Annotated in this window: 17 protein-coding genes; 13 read left to right on the top strand and 4 right to left on the bottom strand. The window is 62.2% G+C overall.

What is annotated here, in order from left to right; all coding sequences use genetic code 11:
* Window positions 1–4 precede the first annotated feature (4 nt).
* The 13 genes from AC3WOB_RS15810 to AC3WOB_RS15750 all read left to right on the top strand — a co-directional run bounded on the left by AC3WOB_RS15810 (window position 5) and on the right by AC3WOB_RS15750 (window position 15,724).
* Window positions 5–1,228 (top strand): hypothetical protein, encoded by a 1,224-nt coding sequence (locus tag AC3WOB_RS15810; RefSeq protein ID WP_492275546.1) that lies wholly within the window; start codon window positions 5–7, stop codon window positions 1,226–1,228.
* Window positions 1,229–1,236: 8 nt separating this feature from the next.
* Window positions 1,237–1,611, top strand: a complete 375-nt coding sequence (locus AC3WOB_RS15805) for a hypothetical protein (protein WP_492275545.1) — start codon at window positions 1,237–1,239, stop codon at window positions 1,609–1,611.
* A gap of 1 nt (window position 1,612) precedes the next feature.
* Window positions 1,613–3,373, top strand: coding sequence for an AAA domain-containing protein (locus tag AC3WOB_RS15800; RefSeq protein WP_492275544.1), 1,761 nt, complete (start codon window positions 1,613–1,615; stop codon window positions 3,371–3,373).
* Entirely contained in the window at window positions 3,366–4,256 is an 891-nt protein-coding gene (locus AC3WOB_RS15795) for a LysR family transcriptional regulator (protein ID WP_013393189.1), read from the top strand. The genes AC3WOB_RS15800 and AC3WOB_RS15795 overlap by 8 nt, the downstream gene beginning before the upstream one ends.
* A gap of 242 nt (window positions 4,257–4,498) precedes the next feature.
* Complete coding sequence (locus AC3WOB_RS15790) at window positions 4,499–5,482, top strand: DUF1852 domain-containing protein (protein WP_013393188.1); 984 nt, start codon at window positions 4,499–4,501, stop codon at window positions 5,480–5,482.
* Window positions 5,483–5,509: 27 nt separating this feature from the next.
* Window positions 5,510–6,538 (top strand): methionine synthase, encoded by a 1,029-nt coding sequence (locus AC3WOB_RS15785; RefSeq protein ID WP_492275543.1) that lies wholly within the window; start codon window positions 5,510–5,512, stop codon window positions 6,536–6,538.
* A gap of 47 nt (window positions 6,539–6,585) precedes the next feature.
* Window positions 6,586–7,125: a flavin reductase family protein gene (locus AC3WOB_RS15780; RefSeq protein WP_492275542.1), complete on the top strand. Its 540-nt coding sequence runs from the start codon at window positions 6,586–6,588 to the stop codon at window positions 7,123–7,125.
* Window positions 7,126–7,372: 247 nt separating this feature from the next.
* Window positions 7,373–7,885, top strand: coding sequence for a sigma-70 family RNA polymerase sigma factor (locus AC3WOB_RS15775; protein WP_492275541.1), 513 nt, complete (start codon window positions 7,373–7,375; stop codon window positions 7,883–7,885).
* On the top strand, window positions 7,882–8,850 hold the full coding sequence (locus AC3WOB_RS15770; RefSeq protein WP_492275540.1) for a FecR domain-containing protein: 969 nt from the start codon (window positions 7,882–7,884) through the stop codon (window positions 8,848–8,850). Before AC3WOB_RS15775 ends, AC3WOB_RS15770 begins: the two co-directional genes overlap by 4 nt.
* Window positions 8,851–9,097: 247 nt before the next feature.
* Window positions 9,098–11,476, top strand: coding sequence for a TonB-dependent siderophore receptor (locus tag AC3WOB_RS15765; protein WP_492275539.1), 2,379 nt, complete (start codon window positions 9,098–9,100; stop codon window positions 11,474–11,476).
* 160 nt (window positions 11,477–11,636) lie between these two features.
* The gene (locus AC3WOB_RS15760) at window positions 11,637–12,143 is read left to right on the top strand and encodes a sigma-70 family RNA polymerase sigma factor (RefSeq protein ID WP_013393182.1); all 507 of its coding nucleotides are present in this window, start codon (window positions 11,637–11,639) and stop codon (window positions 12,141–12,143) included.
* Window positions 12,144–12,180: 37 nt separating this feature from the next.
* On the top strand, window positions 12,181–13,206 hold the full coding sequence (locus AC3WOB_RS15755) for a FecR domain-containing protein (RefSeq protein WP_492275538.1): 1,026 nt from the start codon (window positions 12,181–12,183) through the stop codon (window positions 13,204–13,206).
* Between the two features lie 115 nt (window positions 13,207–13,321).
* Window positions 13,322–15,724, top strand: coding sequence for a TonB-dependent siderophore receptor (locus AC3WOB_RS15750; RefSeq protein ID WP_492275537.1), 2,403 nt, complete (start codon window positions 13,322–13,324; stop codon window positions 15,722–15,724).
* Here the strand turns inward: AC3WOB_RS15750 and AC3WOB_RS15745 are convergent.
* The 4 genes from AC3WOB_RS15745 to AC3WOB_RS15730 form a co-directional block, all read right to left on the bottom strand.
* Window positions 15,714–16,703 carry a zinc-dependent alcohol dehydrogenase family protein gene (locus tag AC3WOB_RS15745; RefSeq protein WP_492275536.1) on the bottom strand — a complete coding sequence of 330 codons (990 nt, stop codon included), beginning with the start codon at window positions 16,701–16,703 and terminating at the stop codon, window positions 15,714–15,716. The two genes, AC3WOB_RS15750 and AC3WOB_RS15745, sit on opposite strands and share 11 nt — an antisense overlap.
* Before the next feature lie 62 nt (window positions 16,704–16,765).
* On the bottom strand, window positions 16,766–17,068 hold the full coding sequence (locus AC3WOB_RS15740) for an ArsR/SmtB family transcription factor (RefSeq protein WP_013393178.1): 303 nt from the start codon (window positions 17,066–17,068) through the stop codon (window positions 16,766–16,768).
* 51 nt (window positions 17,069–17,119) lie between these two features.
* A complete protein-coding gene (locus AC3WOB_RS15735; protein WP_492275535.1) occupies window positions 17,120–17,776 on the bottom strand; it encodes a hypothetical protein in 657 nt (218 codons plus the stop codon).
* Between the two features lie 70 nt (window positions 17,777–17,846).
* Window positions 17,847–18,098: a hypothetical protein gene (locus AC3WOB_RS15730; RefSeq protein WP_492275534.1), complete on the bottom strand. Its 252-nt coding sequence runs from the start codon at window positions 18,096–18,098 to the stop codon at window positions 17,847–17,849.
* Window positions 18,099–18,104: the final 6 nt, after the last annotated feature.

Raw genomic sequence — 18,104 nt, 5'->3', positions numbered from 1 at the left:
ACCCATGATTTTAAAAAAAATAATGCACTTTTTCTGTGGGAGATCACTGGAAAAAGAAACTGCAACGGCAAACGCACTTATCCATCAGCTCGAACAGCACGAAAAGGCGGCGCGGGACCGTTTGCACGCCAAGGCTGACGAGTACAGGGCAGAGGTCGCCGCTTTCAAGAAAAAGCGTGACGCTGAACTCAAGGACCTCATTGAGTTCCTGAATGAGCAAGTTGGCACGGCCCAGGCCTATGTCTCACATCTTGGAGACTTCCAGGACAAGATGTTCGTTTGCTTTGACTCATGGATGAACACGTCCATAACGGGCCAACAAATTGATTTGCTTTCCGAGCGCATCGACACCAAGCTAAAGATCCTGGACTTCATCGCAGCGCTTCAGGTCGAGCTGAACAGGCTTACCCAGCGTAATGAGCGAGCCGAGTGGAACAACATGATCAGGCAGCGTCCCATCCAGGTCAGCTCCACGCTTATCGAGCGTACGGCGCGCCACGTGAGGACCAGCCAAAAAAACAACACCGATTCGATCAGACACGACCTCAGCCGCTTGAAGAGCCATTCCATGCGTCTTCAAACCGAGCTCAAGGAGCTACGCCATGAACGCGATCAGCGGATCGCGGCGTCCAGAGAGCTCACGGAGGAGCACAAGGCAAACAAGGCCGACCTCAGCGAGCAGTACAGGAAGTGCAGCGAGATTTTTGGCAAGATCAAGGACAAGCTCAGTGACCGATTTGGTTCAGCATTGACAGAAAACGACCTGGCCAACAGCTGGATCGCCGAGATCGAGGGCGACGTCACATTACCCAAGTTGATCTCCATACACCGAGGAACAGCCGCCCTCCAGCTTGAGGCCAATGAGGAGTTCAACGGCATCCAGGAAGAGTTCAACGCCATCAGGGCCAAGATCGAGGCAAATCACAAGCTCAAGAACTTCGATACGCTTGACCAAGACAAGGTCATGCGCGAAAGACTCTTCAGGGAAAGACAAGCGGCCGGCGACAAGCGCCGTGAAATCTCCACGGCACGCCAAGTGGTCTACTCCCGCGGCAACGAACTCAGGGAACGGCTGGGCAAGTTCGAATCACTGCAGCCTGACGAGAGCATTCGTCGCATCATGCAGATCTTCAGCATGGGCAAAGACTTCGATGTGCACCGGGCGATCGGCGTGAGCACACGAGAAGACCGACGCAAGCACTACCAGTCCAGGAACCCGAACCCGTAGACCAATAAATGAAGTCTGAAATCACTTTCCAATGGCGCAAGCCAAACCTGAAAGAGTCGATTCTGGCCATCTGCTACGCAGTGCGCCTGGGCTACACCTCTCGCGACAGGCTGCTGGCCGCGTTGCCGCAATTCTCAAAATCGCGAATCCTTCTATCCCTTGATGCGCTGCTTTCCGCAAACATGGCGGAGGTGAATATGGGCGTGCTGTCCATCGACCCCGACATGGCGATCGTCGAGGAGATTGTTGGCAGGCCCATCGTGTTGCCTTTGACTGCCTTAGGCGATGAGGCCAAGCCTCGACTGATCCGCAAGGTCGTCATGAACCTTGGCATGAACAATCCATCCGGCGTTGAAACGCTGCTGAGAGCCACGGTCAACTGATATGGAACTCGCCATCAATGACAAACAGCCTCAGTCCATGCCGCCGGGGCCCGTGTTCGACTTCATCGACCACCTCGACGACTGGTTGGAGTACCTGACGAAAGTCCTGGAACTCTCCATCGACGATCGGCTGACTTGCGTCAAGTACGAGCGCCAAATCAAGTTCCTGATTCGCTTTCGCCAGGGCGCGAACTGCAACATCAATCACAACCGGCTGCTGCACCACTACTACAGCAGCAAAGATTCCCGACAAGGCGACCGTGTGGGCGTGGACGGCTCGGCCGGCAGTCGCCAGCGGCGCCCGCTGGACAAAGAGGCAGAACAGAAGGTCAAGGCGATCATGGACGAGGCATCCCAAGTGATGGCTCTGGACAACATGAGCCTGATCATCAACAAGCCCATTCAGCCTGGCTACGACGATCCAGACGACCACGCCTTCAAGCTCATCAAGAACGCGATGGCGGCCGAGGATTTGTTTTTCTTGCAGGGTCCACCGGGCACGGGCAAGACGACCGCAATCGTGGAGATCATCCTGCAAACGCTGAAAGCGAAGCCGAATGCCCGCATCCTGGTCACCTCGGAAACGCACGTGGCGGTCGATAACGCACTGGATCGCTTATGCAAGATCGGAGACGACCAGATGCGCTCGAAGACCATGCGCTACCCGCGCTACGCCGTCACCGAGTATGAGTCCGAACACACACAGGGAACGGCTGCGGCGATCCGCGCAAACGAGGTGTGGAACAAGGCACTGAACTTCGCCCCCCGGCTCACCAACGTGCTCTATAACGTCCTGGAACAAGGGGACGTGGAAAACGGGGAGGTTCAGGTACCGCGATGGCAGTTCCAGAACCTGGCAGACAATCACCAGATCATTGGCGTCACCTGCAACCAGATCGATCACCTGCTGGACGCGGATAGCGAAGATTTCGATCTGGCCATCGTTGATGAATGCTCCAAGGCCACCCTGCCCGAATGGATCATGGCCATGTGCGTTGCCCGCAAGTGCATCTTGGTCGGCGACCACAAACAGCTGCCTCCGACGTTCTGTGAAGAAGAAAACGACGCACTGGATACCCTGGCCATATCCAAGGCTCGCCTTATCAAAGACGGCGTGATCGACAGGATTTTCGAGAATCTTCCAGCCACCATGAAGGGACAGCTGGGCAAGCAGTACCGCATGCTGCCTCACATCGGCTCATTCATCTCCGAGAACTTCTACAACGGCTCGCTCGACCATCACCGCGAAGAAAGCGATCACGAATTCACGCACTTTGGATGGTTTACTTATGAATCGCGCGGCTTCCGTGTGCCGGTGCGGCAAGGCGGAGTGCTTGAGAATCAACGGGAAGTCGAGATCATCACGCACAGGCTGCTTGAGATGTGCCAGCGCCGCAAAGGGAAAGCCGCGAATTCCCATGATAGAAAGCTCAGCGTGGCTGTGATTACGCCTTACCGCGCTCAGTGCAGGGCGCTGAAAGAGGCTATCAAGACGCTCGACATCAAGGAGCACCTGGCGGTCGAGGTGGATACAGTCGACGCATTCCAAGGACGCCAAGCCGACATCGTTTTCTTTTCATTTGTGCGCACGACCGGACCTGCAACCTTCTACGGGGATGCGCGTCGAATGAACGTAGCAATCTCCCGCGCGCGTGATGCGGTCTACCTTGTCGGCGATTTGAAGTACGTCGAAAGCAAGAATATCGAGGTCCTGAGTAAACTGGCGAGACTTCAACAAATCACGAATTTTGATGATGCTTGATCGTGTCCATCTATCCATCGTGCAGGAGGTGGAAAAGCAGGGCTCACTGACTGCCGCCGCTGGCGTCCTGCACGTGACGCAGTCGGCCCTGAGTCACAGCATGAAGAAGCTGGAGCAGCAACTGGGCACCGACATCTGGCTGCGTGAAGGCCGCAGCCTGAGACTCACCCAAGCCGGTCAGTACCTGCTGGCGGTGGCCAATCGGGTGTTGCCGCAACTGGCCTTGGCCGAAGAACGCCTGCGCCAGTTCGCCCAGGGAGAGCGCGGATCGCTGCGGATCGGCATGGAATGCCATCCCTGCTACCAATGGCTGCTGAAGATCGTCTCCCCGTATCTGGCGGCCTGGCCGGATGTGGACGTGGATGTGAAGCAGAAATTCCAGTTCGGGGGCATCGGGGCGCTGTTCGGCTACGAAATCGACCTGCTGGTCACACCTGATCCGCTGAATAAGCCCGGGCTCGTGTTCGAGCCCGTGTTCGACTACGAACAGGTGCTGGTCGTCGCTGGCAACCATCCTCTTGCCAAGGAGGAGTATGTCACCCCCAAACAACTCTCCAACGAAGTGCTGGTGGCCTATCCGGTGCCGGTCGACCGGCTCGACATCTACAACATGTTCCTGACGCCCGCCGGCATCACGCCCAAGCGGCACAAGGCCATCGAGACCACCGACATCATGCTGCAGATGGTCGCCAGCGGCCGTGGAGTAGCGGCGTTGCCACGCTGGCTGGTGCTGGAGTATGCGGACACGATGAATGTGGTGCCGGTCCGGCTGGGCAAGAAAGGCATTGCCAAACACATCTATCTGGGCGCGCGCGAGGCAGATGTCGGTATCGACTACATGCGCGCATTCATTGAACAAGCGAAAAAGCCCGCCACGGCTTGATTCACGGCGGCGTCTGCTCGCCAGGCGGTCAGATCTGCGGGCAGATCGGCCGCTCGCCTATCCATGAGCCAATCTAATTGATCCATGAGATCAATTCACTTTTATTCATGGATAGCGCGACATAAACTACGCCCCCTGTACCGCCAAAGTCAAGACTGCTGAATAAAAAAGAAAACAAGCAGCGCTGAAAAAGCAGGACATAGACGCGGGATTTATCTCAGGATTCAGGGCAGCAGAGCACAATGAGCAACGAGTTTGAATTTGCCATCAAGAGCATTTGTTTCGATGAAGACTATCGTCCTTCAGACAATACGCGGATCACAACCAACTTCGCCAATCTTGCCCGGGGCACGAGTCGCCAGGAGAACCTGCGCAACACCCTCAGGATGATAGACAATCGCTTCAATGCCTTGGCGCATTGGGACAATCCCAAGGGCGACCGCTATGCCGTCAACCTTGAGATCATTTCCGTCGAGATGAGCATAGCCGGCGCGAGCAGCGGCAATGCCCTCCCCTTGATCGAAATACTGAAGACGAGCATCGTCGACAACAAAACCAACGAACGCATCGAAGGCATCGTAGGGAATAACTTCTCCTCGTACGTGCGGGATTATGACTTCAGCGTGCTGCTGCTGGAACACACCAAGAATCAGCCGGGATTCAGCACTCCGGAGAATTTTGGAGACCTGCATGGGAAGCTGTTCAAGTGCTTCGTGAATTCAAGCACTTACAAGGAGCACTTCAGCAAGCCGCCCGTCATATGCCTGAGCGTATCAAGCAGCAAGACCTATCACCGGACCGAGAACCAGCACCCTGTGCTGGGCGTTGAATACCAGCAGGACGAATATTCCCTGACTGACGAGTACTTCAAGAAGATGGGGATGAAGGTTCGCTACTTCATGCCGCCGAACAGTGCTGCGCCTTTGGCTTTTTATTTTTCCGGCGATTTGCTGAGCGACTACACCAATCTTGAGCTCATCAGCACCATCAGCACGATGGATACCTTCCAGAAGATCTACCGGCCGGAGATCTACAACGCGAATTCCGCAGCGGGAAAATCCTATCAGCCCAGCCTGAAGCACCAGGATTATTCACTGACCCGGATTGTCTACGATCGAGAGGAACGTAGCCAGTTGGCGATCGAGCAGGGACGGTTTGTCGAGGAACACTTCATCAAACCCTACCAGGCGATTCTTCAGCAGTGGTCCGCCAACTACCCTCTTTGACCCATCAAAAGCACCAAGGCATCTATTGTGAAAAAATTGCTACCCACTTCCACCGCCGGCAGCCTGCCCAAACCCTCCTGGCTGGCAGAGCCCGAAAAACTCTGGTCGCCCTGGAAATTGCAGGATGAAGGCCTGAGCGAGGGCAAGCAGGATGCGCTGCGTTTGTCTCTGCAAGAACAGCAGCACGCAGGCATCGATATCGTCAGCGATGGCGAACAAACGCGTCAGCATTTCGTGACGACGTTCATCGAACATCTGGAAGGCGTGGACTTCGAGAACCGCAAGACCGTCAGGATTCGTGATCGCTACGATGCGAGCGTGCCGACGGTCGTGGGCGCCGTGGCGCGCCGCAAGCCGGTATTTGTCGAAGATGCCAAGTTCTTGCGCCAGCAGACCAAGCAACCGATCAAATGGGCCTTGCCGGGCCCCATGACGATGATCGATACGCTGTATGACGGCCACTATCAAAGCCGCGAAAAACTGGCGTGGGAATTCGCCAAGATTCTCAATCAGGAAGCCAGGGAATTGGAGGCCGCGGGCGTCGATATCATCCAGTTTGACGAGCCCGCCTTCAACGTGTTCTTTGACGAAGTAAATGATTGGGGCGTAGCCACGCTGGAAAAAGCCATTGAAGGGCTCAAGTGTGAAACCGCCGTCCACATCTGCTATGGCTATGGCATCAAGGCCAATACGGATTGGAAGAAGACGCTGGGATCGGAGTGGCGGCAATACGAAGAGGCTTTTCCCAAGCTGCAAAAATCCAGCATCGACATCGTCTCGCTGGAATGCCACAACTCGCGCGTTCCCATGGACCTGATCGAACTCATCCGGGGCAAGAAAGTGATGGTAGGCGCCATTGACGTGGCAACCGACACCATTGAAACCCCCGAGGAAGTCGCCAACACGCTGCGCAAAGCGCTTCAGTTTGTGGATGCCGACAAGCTCTATCCTTGCACCAACTGCGGCATGGCTCCCTTGTCTCGCGCCGTCGCAAGAGGCAAGCTGAGCGCTTTGAGCGCCGGCGCGGAAATCGTCCGCAAGGAACTCTCGAACTGATCCCAAGGCGGAAAATGGTCGTCGCGAACGGCTCGCGACGACCCCGCATGAGCTGCACCCAGTATCCAACCCCCACCATGTCACTTTCCAGTACGGCGATCGAGCCCAGGCGCTTTCGCGAAGCGCTCGGGCACTACGCGTCCGGCATCACGGTAATTACATCGCATATCGAAGGCGAGCCGATAGGCTTCACCTGCCAGTCGTTCCATAGCGTTTCAATGAGTCCGCCGCTGGTGTCGTTCAGTGTGATGTGCAGTTCCGCCAGCTATCCAAAAATCCGCCGGGCGGGCCGATTCGTGGTCAATATCCTGTCGGATGAGCAGGTCAGGATATCCAACCAATTCGCTCAGCGAGGCACGGACAAGTGGCACGACGTGGACTGGCGGGAATCGCCTCTCGGCAATCCGATCATTGCCGGCAGCCTGCACTGGCTTGATTGCGAGATCCATGCCGAACACGCCGCGGGCGACCATCTGATCGTGATTGGCGAAGTGAAGGCGTTGGACCTGCAAGAAGCTGCTTCTACGCAGCCATTGCTGTATTTCAAGGGACAGTATCGCAACATCGCCGCGCATGGCGCGGTTTAAGGGTAGACCTCCGCTGCCCTCTTTGCCGCTTCGATAGATCAGGCACACGGCCGACCGGCGGCCGTCGATCCGCCGCTACACACCATCTGACGCATTCGCAGCGCGGCCGACCTTCCTGCTCGGCCGCGTCACGCTCCAGCCTGTGGCTCGCCACGCAACCCCATAGCCGCCAACGCAGGCATGACGCAAGGAACGACGATCCTATACAATTAGCAATCATTCCTATTAGCGTTTGGATGGAAGCCCCTTGCCCCCCGCCGACTTTGCATCCTCCGACGATTTCGTCAGCCTGTATCGCGAGCATCACGGCTGGCTCGTGCAGATGCTGCGCCGCCGGCTCAGCGGCAACACCGAAAACGCCGCGGATCTGGCGCACGACACCTTTGAACGCGTCATGCGCAGCGAGTCGCGCGCGGCCTTCGCCGAGCCGCGCGGTTTTCTCACCACCGTCGCCAAGCGCCTCCTGATCGACCAGTCGCGCCGCCGCGCCGTGGAACAGGCCTATCTGGAAACGCTGGCCTCGCGCAGCGACGCCTTGGAACCCAGCCCCGAAACGCACGCGCTGGTGGTGGAGGCGCTGAACGCCGTATGCCGCATGCTGGAGCAGTTGCCGCCGCGCGCGCGCCGGGTCTTCGTGCTGGCGCAGGTGGAAGGCATGCCCTATCGGGACATCGCCCGGCAGCTCGACATTTCGGTGGCGGCCGTGCAGCGGGACATCGTCAAGGCCTGGGAACATTGCTACGCGGTGCTCTACGCATGAACGCCGCCCAGGGCGAACGGCTGCATCCGGACATCATCAAACAGGCTGCGCGATGGATGATGCGGACCGGAGATGCACCCGACGCGGCCACTCAGGCCGCCTGTGCGGCATGGCGCCAGGCCGATGCGCGCCATGAGCTGGCGTGGCAACGTTTACGGGGCATCGGACGCGACGTCGACGCCGTCAGCGCGGGCAACGCGCCCGAGGCTGCCGCCAGCCAGACCATCCTGCGCTACTGCGAGCAGCGTTCGCGCCGCAACGTCATGAAATGGGCAGCCGGCGGCATCTGCCTGGGTACGCTGGCATGGGCAGGCGCGCGCGAAGGCTGGGGGGACGGCAGCACCGTCTATCGCACCGCCACCGGCGAACAGCGGACCATGACCCTGCCCGACGGCACCGTCCTGACGTTGAACACCGATACCGCGGTGGTGCTGCACTACGACACGCAGCAGCGCCGCATCAAGCTGCGCAGCGGAGAGATCCTGATCGCGACGGCGGCGGATGCCGCCGGACGCCCCTTCAGCGTGCAGACCCGGCACGGAGTCCTAAACCCGCTCGGAACGCGTTTTGCCGTGCGCCAGCTGGACGACGGCCTCGGCTCCGCGCAGCTCGCCGTCTTTGAAGGCGCCGTGCGCGTGGATCCCGCCGGGCGGGTGGTCCGTGCCGGCGAACAGGCAGAGTTCAACGACCGCGCGCTGTCGCCCTCGTCCCGGGTCGACGGCAAGGGACCGGCGTGGGCTGCCGGCATGCTGGTCGCAAACCGCATGCGGCTGGACCGCTTCCTGGCGGAACTGGGCCGCTACCGCGTCGGCATCCTGCGCTGCGACCCCAGCGTGGCAAACCTGGAAGTCACCGGGGCCTTCCGCATCGACGACACCGACAAGGCGCTGGAGGTGGCGGCCGGCGTGCTGGACCTCAGGCTGCGATACCGCACGCGTTACTGGGTCAGCGTCGATCGCGCCTGACGCCGCGCGGCCGCGGCCCCCGGTCCGCGCTGCCGCGCGGGAAATTTGTAACGACGGCGAAGATTTTCGGATGTGGTTCGTTAGACATAGAGACAGACCCGAGGCGCCCGCGGTCTGGCCCTACCCATCGACGAACCAGGAAGCTCTCATGGCAGCACGCCATACATCCTTTACTCTTGCCGCGCCCCAGACGCCCGGGGCAGGTCCGGCGCGCTTGCGCCTTGTCGTCCATCTTGCATTGGCAGCAATGGTCCCGCTTGCCGCGCCCGCCGTGTCCTGGGCCCAGCCCGCCGCGGTGCAGGGGATCGCCTTCGCCATCGCGCCCACCACGCTGGACGAGGCGCTGGGCCAGTTCGGAGTCGCCGCCAACGTCACCGTGGCCGCGTCGCCAACGCTGACCCGCGGCGTGACGACGCAAGGGCTTAGCGGCCGCTACACCGCCGAGCAAGGCCTCACACGCCTGCTGGCCGGCACGGGCCTGCAAGCCGTGGCCAACGCCAATGGAGAGGGTTACCACCTGCGCCGCATTCCCCAGGGAGATGCGACCACCCTCGCGCCGGTCACGGTAACGGGCATGGCCGACCCGGCCGTCACCGAAGGCACGGGCAGCTATACCAGCGGGATCGTGACCATAGGCAAGGGCGAGCAGACCCTGAAAGAGATTCCGCAGTCGGTCACGGTGGTAACGCGCCAGCGCATGGACGACCAGAACGCCAACACCCTGGACGACGTGCTGGCCAACAGCACCGGCATGACGCTCTACAAGAGCCCGATGGGCGGCAACTACGTGTTCTCGCGCGGCTTCCGTGTCGACAGCTACCAGTTCGACGGCGTCAACCGCGCCTTCTACTACCCCCAGGCCAACAGTTTCACCAGCAGCACCGTGATCCTGGACCGCGTGGAAATCATCCGCGGCGCCACCGGCCTGCTGCAAGGCGCCGGTTCGCCCAGCGCCGCGGTCAATCTGGTGCGCAAGCGCCCGCTGGCCGAAAACCAGGTGCAGCTCTTGGCCAGCGGCGGCTCCTGGAACAACTACCGGGCCGATATCGATGCGACCGGTCCCTTGAATGCATCGGGTTCCCTGCGCGGACGCGCCGTGGCCAGCTACAACGACCGGGACTACTTCTACGACAATGCCGACAGCCGCACCGGCGTGCTGTATGGCGTGCTGAGCTACGACCTGGGCCCCGCCACCACCCTGACCGGCGGCGTCAGCTACGAAGAACTGCGATCCACGCCGTTCTTCCATGGCCTGCCCCACTACACCAACGGCGACGACATCGGGCTGAAACGCTCGACCTCGCTCTCGCAAGACTGGAACCGCTGGAACGGCAAGCAGACCACCGTGTTCGCCGAACTCGCGCACCGCTTCAACCAGGACTGGTCGCTGAAACTCACCGGGACTTCCACCCAAGAGTCCAACGATTCCAAATACGCCTTCACCGAAGGCGCGGTCAACCCGGCCACCGGACTCGGGCCGACGATGTACGCCGGCATCTTCGATTTCTCCACGCACAACAAGGCGCTCAACCTGGACGTTGACGGCGCCTTCGAGGCCCTGGGCCGCAAACATTCGATCAGCGTGGGCGCCAGCATCAACGAACTGACCAGCAAGAACGATTTCGCGACCGCGCGCCTGAACCGCGCCGTGAACGTCTGGGACCCGGATCACCACGTGCCCGAACCCACGGATGAATGGCTGCGCGAAAACGCCTACCGCGGCGCGGCGACCATCATCAAGATGAAACAGACCGGCGTCTACGGCGTGGGCCGCTTCAAGCTGGCGGACCCCTTGACGCTGGTGGCAGGCGCCCGCGTCAGCTGGTACGAGAACACCGGCAACTACCGCGATGGCGGCCAGCAGTACACCGACCCCTACAAGGAAAATGGCGTCGTCACGCCCTACGGCGGTCTGATCTATGCCTTCAATCCCCAGTGGTCCGGCTACGTCAGCTTTGCGGAGATCTTCGAGCCGCAGAACGCCGTGGACGCGTCGGGCCAGATACTGGACCCCATCCTGGGGAAGAACTACGAAGCAGGCATCAAGGGCGAACTGCTCGACGGCCGCGTCAACGCCTCCGTCGCGCTCTTCCGCGTCGACCAGAAGAACCGCGCCCAGCAAGACCTGGTCAGCGCGTGCACCGTCGGCGACATCTGCTATCTGTCCAGCGGCAAGGTGCGCAGCCAGGGCGTGGACGCCGAAATCAGCGGCGAGGTCGCCCCGGGCTGGCAACTGTTTGCCGGCTACACCTTCAATACCCTGAAGTTCCTGGACGACACCGAGGTATCCAGCACCAACTTCGGCCGCACGGTAACGCCCAAGCACATCCTACGCCTGTGGTCCGACTACCGCCTGCCTGGGCAATGGTCGGCGTGGACCCTGGGCGGCGGCGTGAACTACCAGACCGGCAGCTACACCGAGACGCGGTCGGTGCGGGTATCGCAAGCGCCCTACGCCGTCTGGAATGCGCGCATCGGCTACAAGATCAACAAGAACTGGTCGGCGGCGTTGAACGTGAACAACCTGTTCGACAAGTCCTACTACCAGACGATAGGCGCGCCGGGCTGGGGCAGCTTCTACGGCGAGCCCCGCAACGCGACGCTGACGGTGCGCGGAACGTTCTGAGGACGCGGCATCCCTACCTGGCCGGATCGAAGGGGAGCCACACCGGCTCCTTGCGGTCCGGCCTCTTGTCGGCGCGTCGCGACTCACTTTAGAATGCGGATGATTCTCATTTTTCACGGGCGCCGGTTTCCTCCAGGCCCGCGACGAGCCGGAGGGCCGCATGTCCGCGACCGAGTTTGCAGTGCCGTCCCAGGGCATCGACGTCCTGTACGCGAATCACCACGGCTGGCTGAAGGGATGGCTGCGGCGTCGCTTGGGCAATTCCTCGGACGCGGCCGATCTCGCGCATGACACGTTCATGCGCCTGCTGGTCCGCGGCGAGACTGTCGCGGTGCGCGAACCGCGCGCGCTGCTGACCACGGTGGCGCAGGGCGTGGTGTCCAATTTCATGCGACGCCGCAGGATCGAAGAGGCTTATCTGGCCAGCCTGGCCGACCTGCCCGAACGCGAAGCGCCCGGCCCTGAAACACGCGCCATCCTGCTGGAAACACTGATCGAACTGGACCGGCGTCTGGATACGCTGACCGCTCCGGTGCGCCAGGCATTCTTGCTCTCCCAGCTAGAAGGCATGAAGCAAGCGGACATTGCCGCGACGCTGAAGGTCTCGCTCGCCACCGTGCAGCGCTATATCGCCAAGGCGGCGCACCTCTGCTTTTTCGGCGCCTGATGACCGCCCCCGTCCAGCCGCCGCGACCGACACCGCCATGCCCATCTCGCCCGCGGACCCGAGCCTGACGGCGTTCCCCCAACTGAACGGCGCGCCGCTGCCCGCAAGCGTCAGCCTGCGCGCCGTGGAGTGGCTGGTCGCCTTGCAAGCGGCCGATGCCAGCGACTCCACGCATGCAGCCTGCCAGCGCTGGCGGGCGGAACATCCCGACCATGAGCGCGCCTGGCGCCACATCGAGTCCTTCGGCCAGCAACTGCGCGGGCTGAACACGCCGCTGGTGCGCGGCACGCTGACACATGAAGACCGCAACGGCCGGACACGCCGCCGGGCCATCAAGACCCTGGCCCTGGCCTTGTTCGCCGGCGGTGGCGCCTGGCTGGCGCGCGACAGCCTGTGGCGCGGCTGGCAGGACTGGCAATCCGACCACCACACGGACGCCGGCCAGCGCCTGGGCGTCACGCTGGCCGACGCCAGCCGCATCGACCTGGACACGGGAAGCGCCATCGATGTGCGCTTCGACGGCGCGCAGCGCCTGGTCCGGCTGCTGCGCGGCCGGATCCTCGTCACCACCGCGCCCGACCCGGCCTCCCCGATCGGACGCCCTTTCCTGGTCGAAACGGCCCAAGGCCGCGTGCGCGCGCTGGGCACCCGCTACAGCGTGCGCCAGTTCCCAGACCGCAGCCACGTCGCGGTGTTCGAGGGTGCAACAGAAATCCGTCCCGATCTCCAGGCGGACGCGCCGCGGCTTATCCACGCGGGCGAACAGGCCTCGTTCACCCGCGACGCGGTTGATCAGCCCCGGCCCGCCGAGCCGGGCGATGCCTCATGGTCGGTGGGCATGCTGGTCGCGCAGGACATGCCGCTCTCCGACTTCATCGAGGAACTTGCGCGCTACGTGCCTGGCCGCCTGGCCTGCGCCCCCGATGCCAGCCACCTGAAGGTTTCTGGCATCTATCCATTGGACGACGCCGATCGGGTGCTGGACATGCTGCGCCGGACGCATCCGGTCGAAGTCGACCGGATGACGCGCTATTGGATCACCGTGCGCCTGCGCGGCGCCTAGCGCGACGGCGCGCACACCATCCGCCTGTTTTTTTCGGACAAACGTGAGGGGTTTCCGGTTTTCAAGTGGCAAACCTAATAGAAGCCACATTTTTCCACCGAAAACCGGACCCCTCATGGACTACCGCCTGCCTCGGCGCGCCACGCGCCTCATCACATGCAACACCCTGGCGCTGGCCGCAAGCCGCGCCTTCTGGCTCACGGCGACGGGCATAGCCTTGAGCGCCGGCGTGAACGCCGTCCAGGCCCAGGCCGCTGCCAGGACCTACGCCATCCCCGCCGGCATGCTGGAGAGCGCGCTGACCCGCTATGCGCTCGAAAGCGGACTGATGCTGTCCTATTCCGCCAGCGACGTCGCAGGCAAGCGCAGTGCCGGCCTGCAAGGCAGCTTCGAGGCGTCCGAAGCCCTGGCCAGGCTGCTGGCCGGCACGGGGCTGGCGGCCCGGCTGCAGCCCAACGGCGGCTACGTGCTGCGGCCGTTGCCCGGCGAACAGCCGGGCCAGGAGTCCGCGCAGACCTTGCCCGCGGTCACGGTCACGGGCCTCCATGAATCCGCCTCCGGCCCGGTGCAAGGCTTCGTCGCCCACCGCAGCGCAACCGCGACCAAGACCGACACGCCGCTGCACGAAACGCCCCAATCCGTCTCGGTGATTCCGCGCGACCAGGTGGTCGCGCAGGCGGCCGACTCGCTGGACCAGGCACTGGGCTACACCGCCAGCGTCATGTCGCTGGAAGGCGGGGCGCTCAGGCACATCGGCACCCGCTTCACGGTCCGCGGCTTCAACATCACGGGCGCGGCCCCGCTGTATCTGAACGGCACCAAGTTCCCCATCAACTCGCTCAGCGGCGCCATCGAGCCCTACAACTTCGAGCGCATCGAACTGCTCAAGGGGCCGGCCTCGATCCTGTACGGCCAGGCCGCGCCGGGCGGGATCATCAACCTGGTCAGCAAGCGCCCCACGGCGGAGCCTCTGCGCGAGCTCGAACTGCAGACAGGCAGCTGGAACAAGAAGCAGATCGCCATGGACCTGGGCGGCCCGGTGACGGAGGACGGGAATGTGCGCTACCGCCTCACCGGCCTGGCGCGCGACAGCGACACCATGATCGATTACATCAACAATGACCGCCAGTCGCTGGCCGGCGCGCTGGAGTGGCAGATCAGCGATGCCACCCTGATCACCCTGCTGGCCAGCTACAGCCGGACCGACAGTCCCTACGATTCAGGCAAACCCCTGGAGGGCACGCTGCTACCCAATCCCAATGGCCGCATATCGCGCTCCCGCTTCGTCGGCGAACCCGGCTTCGACCGTTATGTTGTAAAGGGCACCACCCTGGGCTACCTGCTCGAACACAGGCTGAACGACGATTGGCAGGTGAGGCAGAACCTGCTGGCATACGAGCACAAGGCCGACAACCAGTACGCCGCGGTGAATGCGCGCGTGAGCTCGTCGAACCCTGCCTTGGGCACGCGCTATGCCATCACCCGGTACGACACCGACAAGGGACTCGCCGTGGACAACCAGCTGCTGGGCAAGCTGCGCCATGGCGGGGTCGAACACACGCTGTTGTTCGGCATCGACTGGAGCAAGAGCGAATTCACGCGTTCCCAGGAATTCGGCAGCATTGCGCCGATAAATCTGTACAAGCCTGTCTATGGCGCCCGGCCCAATCTCGGCGCCCCCAACTATTCCGAAAACGCCGTGCGCCAGCTGGGCTTCTACGGGCAAGACCAGATCAAGTTCAACGACCGCTGGATCGTGCTGCTGGGCGGCCGCTACGATTCCGTCCGCACCGACTCGACGCCGGGCTCGGGAGGCCAGAACTCCCATGCCTTCACGCCGCGCGCCGGCCTGATGTACCTGTTCGACAACGGCCTTGCCCCCTACTACAGCTACAGCAAGTCCTTCCAGCCCACCCCTGGTTTGGACTTCAGCGCCAATCCCTTCAAGCCCACCACCGGCGTACAGCACGAGATCGGCTTGAAGTACGAACCCAAGGGCGTGGACGCGTCGATCACCGTGGCGCTCTACGAAATCACGCAACGCAATGTCCTCACCAGCGATCCCGCCCACGTGGGCTACCTGGTCCAGACCGGCGAAGTGCGCTCGAAAGGCGCCGAGATCGAGGCCCGGGCCAGCCTGAACCGGCAACTGGACCTGGTGGCCGCCCTGGCGACGACGGATGCGCGTGTCACCAAAAGCAATCTGGGCAATGAAGGCTCGCGGCCCGCATCGGTCCCGCGCAACATGGCTTCGCTCTGGATGGACTACCGGTTTTCGTCCGTGCCGGGCCTGAGCGCGGGCGTCGGCGTGCGCTACGTGGGGCGCCAGGAGATCTATGACCTGCCGGTGCCCTCGTACACCACGTACGACGCCGCGCTGCGCTATCAATGGGACAAGTGGCAATTCGCCCTGAACGTGAAGAACCTGGCCAACAAGACCTATGTGGCTGCGTGCCCGGGCACCTGCTTCTATGGCGACGAGCGCAATATCACGCTGACGGCGCGCATCAACTGGTAAGCAGCGATTCGTGAGCCGATGGCGCGACGGCAATCGCGATCTTGCCCTGGATGCCGTTGTTGGGGCTCTCCAGCCGCGCATGAGCGAGCGCAATATCGGCAAGCGCATAGACCGCGCCCACGTGCGGCCGCAACTGGCCGTGCTCCACCAACGCGCTCAGGTCATCGAGCTTGCCGCGGTTTTGCCGCGTGAACACGAAGTGGTAACTCGCGTTCTTGCCCCAGGCCTGGATCAGGTTTTGCGGCTGGGCGATATCCACGATCGAGACGACCCGCCCCAGCTGCGCAAGCGCATCGGGGCTGCGCGCCAGGGTGTTGCCGCCGATGGTGTCGAACACGACGTCGACACCGCGCCCGCCCGTCTCCCGCATGACGGCTTCGACGTAGTCTTCCTTTTCATAGTCGATGGTCACATCGGCGCCCATGCTGCGCGCGAATTCGGCGTTGGCTGCGCGCACGGTCGTGTACACCCGTGCTCCGATGGCCTTGGCCAACTGGATCGCCACATGGCCGACGCCGCCCGCGCCGCCGTGCACCAGGACGCTTTCCCCGACTCTCAGTCCCGCACGCACCACCAGCGCTTCCCACGCCGTTCCACCCACCAAGGTCAGGCTGGCCGCCTCGAGATGGCTCAGCGAGGGCGGCTTCCTCCCGATGATGCTCTCCGCCGCGACGTGATACTCCGCGTAGCTGCCCGGCCCGTCGAATATCTGCGGGGTGTACCAGACCTCGTCGCCAGGAGCGAAGGCCGTCACGCCCGGCCCCACGGCTTCCACCACGCCGGAGACATCATGTCCGGTAATGGCCGGCAGCGGCACCAGTTCGGGATAGTCGCCGCGCCGGACTTGATAGTCCAGGGGATTGATCGAGGTTGCATGTACCCGGACCAGGACTTGTCCCGCCTGCGGCACAGGCACGGGCAGGTCGCGGAGTTCGAACGATTCCGGGCCGCCAAATGATTTGAGTGTCATCGCCTTCATAGCTTTCTCTCGCTTCGAAAAATAGGGATATCGGGAAATACCGATATTTACCAGTAAAAAAATTACAGCTCTTTCCCGATGATCTTGGCAAGAGCACTGATGGTCGCTTCGTTCCGCTTGTAGTAGGTCCACTGACCGATGCGCCTGACTTCGACCAAGCCGGCCCGTTGCAGCGTTGCAAGGTAATCAGACACCGTGGACTGCGATAGCCCGACGCCTTCCTGGATGCTGCTGACGCAGACGCCCACCGTATGAACGTCGCCTTCGTCCTGCGGCGGAAAGTTCTTTGCGGGGTCCTTCAAGCCTTGCAAGATTTCAAGGCGGGTGCGGTTGGACAGGGCTTTGAAGATGTCGAGCAATTCCATGACCGCATTGTATCGGCATTTCCCGATATGTCAATGAATCACGCTCCCGCCCTACTTGTCGACCGACCGCATATCGCAAGTCGTCTCCGAAGACGAGCAGACGCCGCGAAACCACGCCCGCCCTCGCGTGCGATCCTTGGGCGCCAGTGGCTCGAACGTCTCGGTGTTGCGCATCTCGTAGTCCAGCAACAGCCATTCGCCCTCGCAGGCGACGATGCCGCGCAGCGAGGCTCTCTCGGTCAGCCAGTCGCCTCCCAGATCCAGCAGCCGTTCGCTGCTGGCGTCCGGACGGGCGTAGCCCCGCGCCGACTGGATGCCGACCTGCGCATCGCTGGCCTCGATCCAGCCCTCGCCCCGATACACGGGCCGCGGCTTGCTCTGTTCGTCGCCGGTCTTGTCGTCGCTGGCGTTCCTGATCTTGAGCCAGCCGTCGCGTGCCTCGATCACGTCGAAGGTGACGCTGTAGTAGTCGATATTGGGATCGGCGCCTTCGCCGCGAGTGGTCGGCAGGCTGCCCGCCACCGCTGCCTGGGCGGTGGCCGCCGCGCGCACCTGGATGGCTGGCTTCTCGTCGGTCGTCCATCCCGAGAAGCTGCACGTCGTCGGGCCCGCCGGGGTCCAGGCGGCGAGCTTGGACGCAGCCTCGGCATGGAGCGCGGGCGATAAGGTCAGCGCGGTTAGCAGCAAGAGAATCCGTCGAACAGTCATGGAGTTGATCGCTTCGTCGATTGCGGGCCGGCAAAGCGTAGCATGGCGAGCCACGTCGATCAGCCCCCCATCAATTGCTGTTGATCCATTCCTGTGTATCCCGGACGAACCAGGGCAGATTCAGGCGTTCCCCTTCGCCGGACTGTATGGTCAAGCGCTGATCCGAGGAGCCTGGGGTCGTGTTCTTGCCCTGCCCCGTGGAAGGAGACCGGCTGCGATAGTCCAGTTCGGTTTGCTGAGGAGGCTTGTCCGCGCAGGCGGCGATCAACACACATACGAGCGCAGCGAGGACAGGCCGCAGTGCCAGACGAAAGGTCTTCATGATGTT

It is taken from the genome of Achromobacter sp. FW305-C-30-7 (genome assembly GCF_058783105.1).
This window is presented reverse-complemented; position numbering and strand designations above follow the sequence as displayed.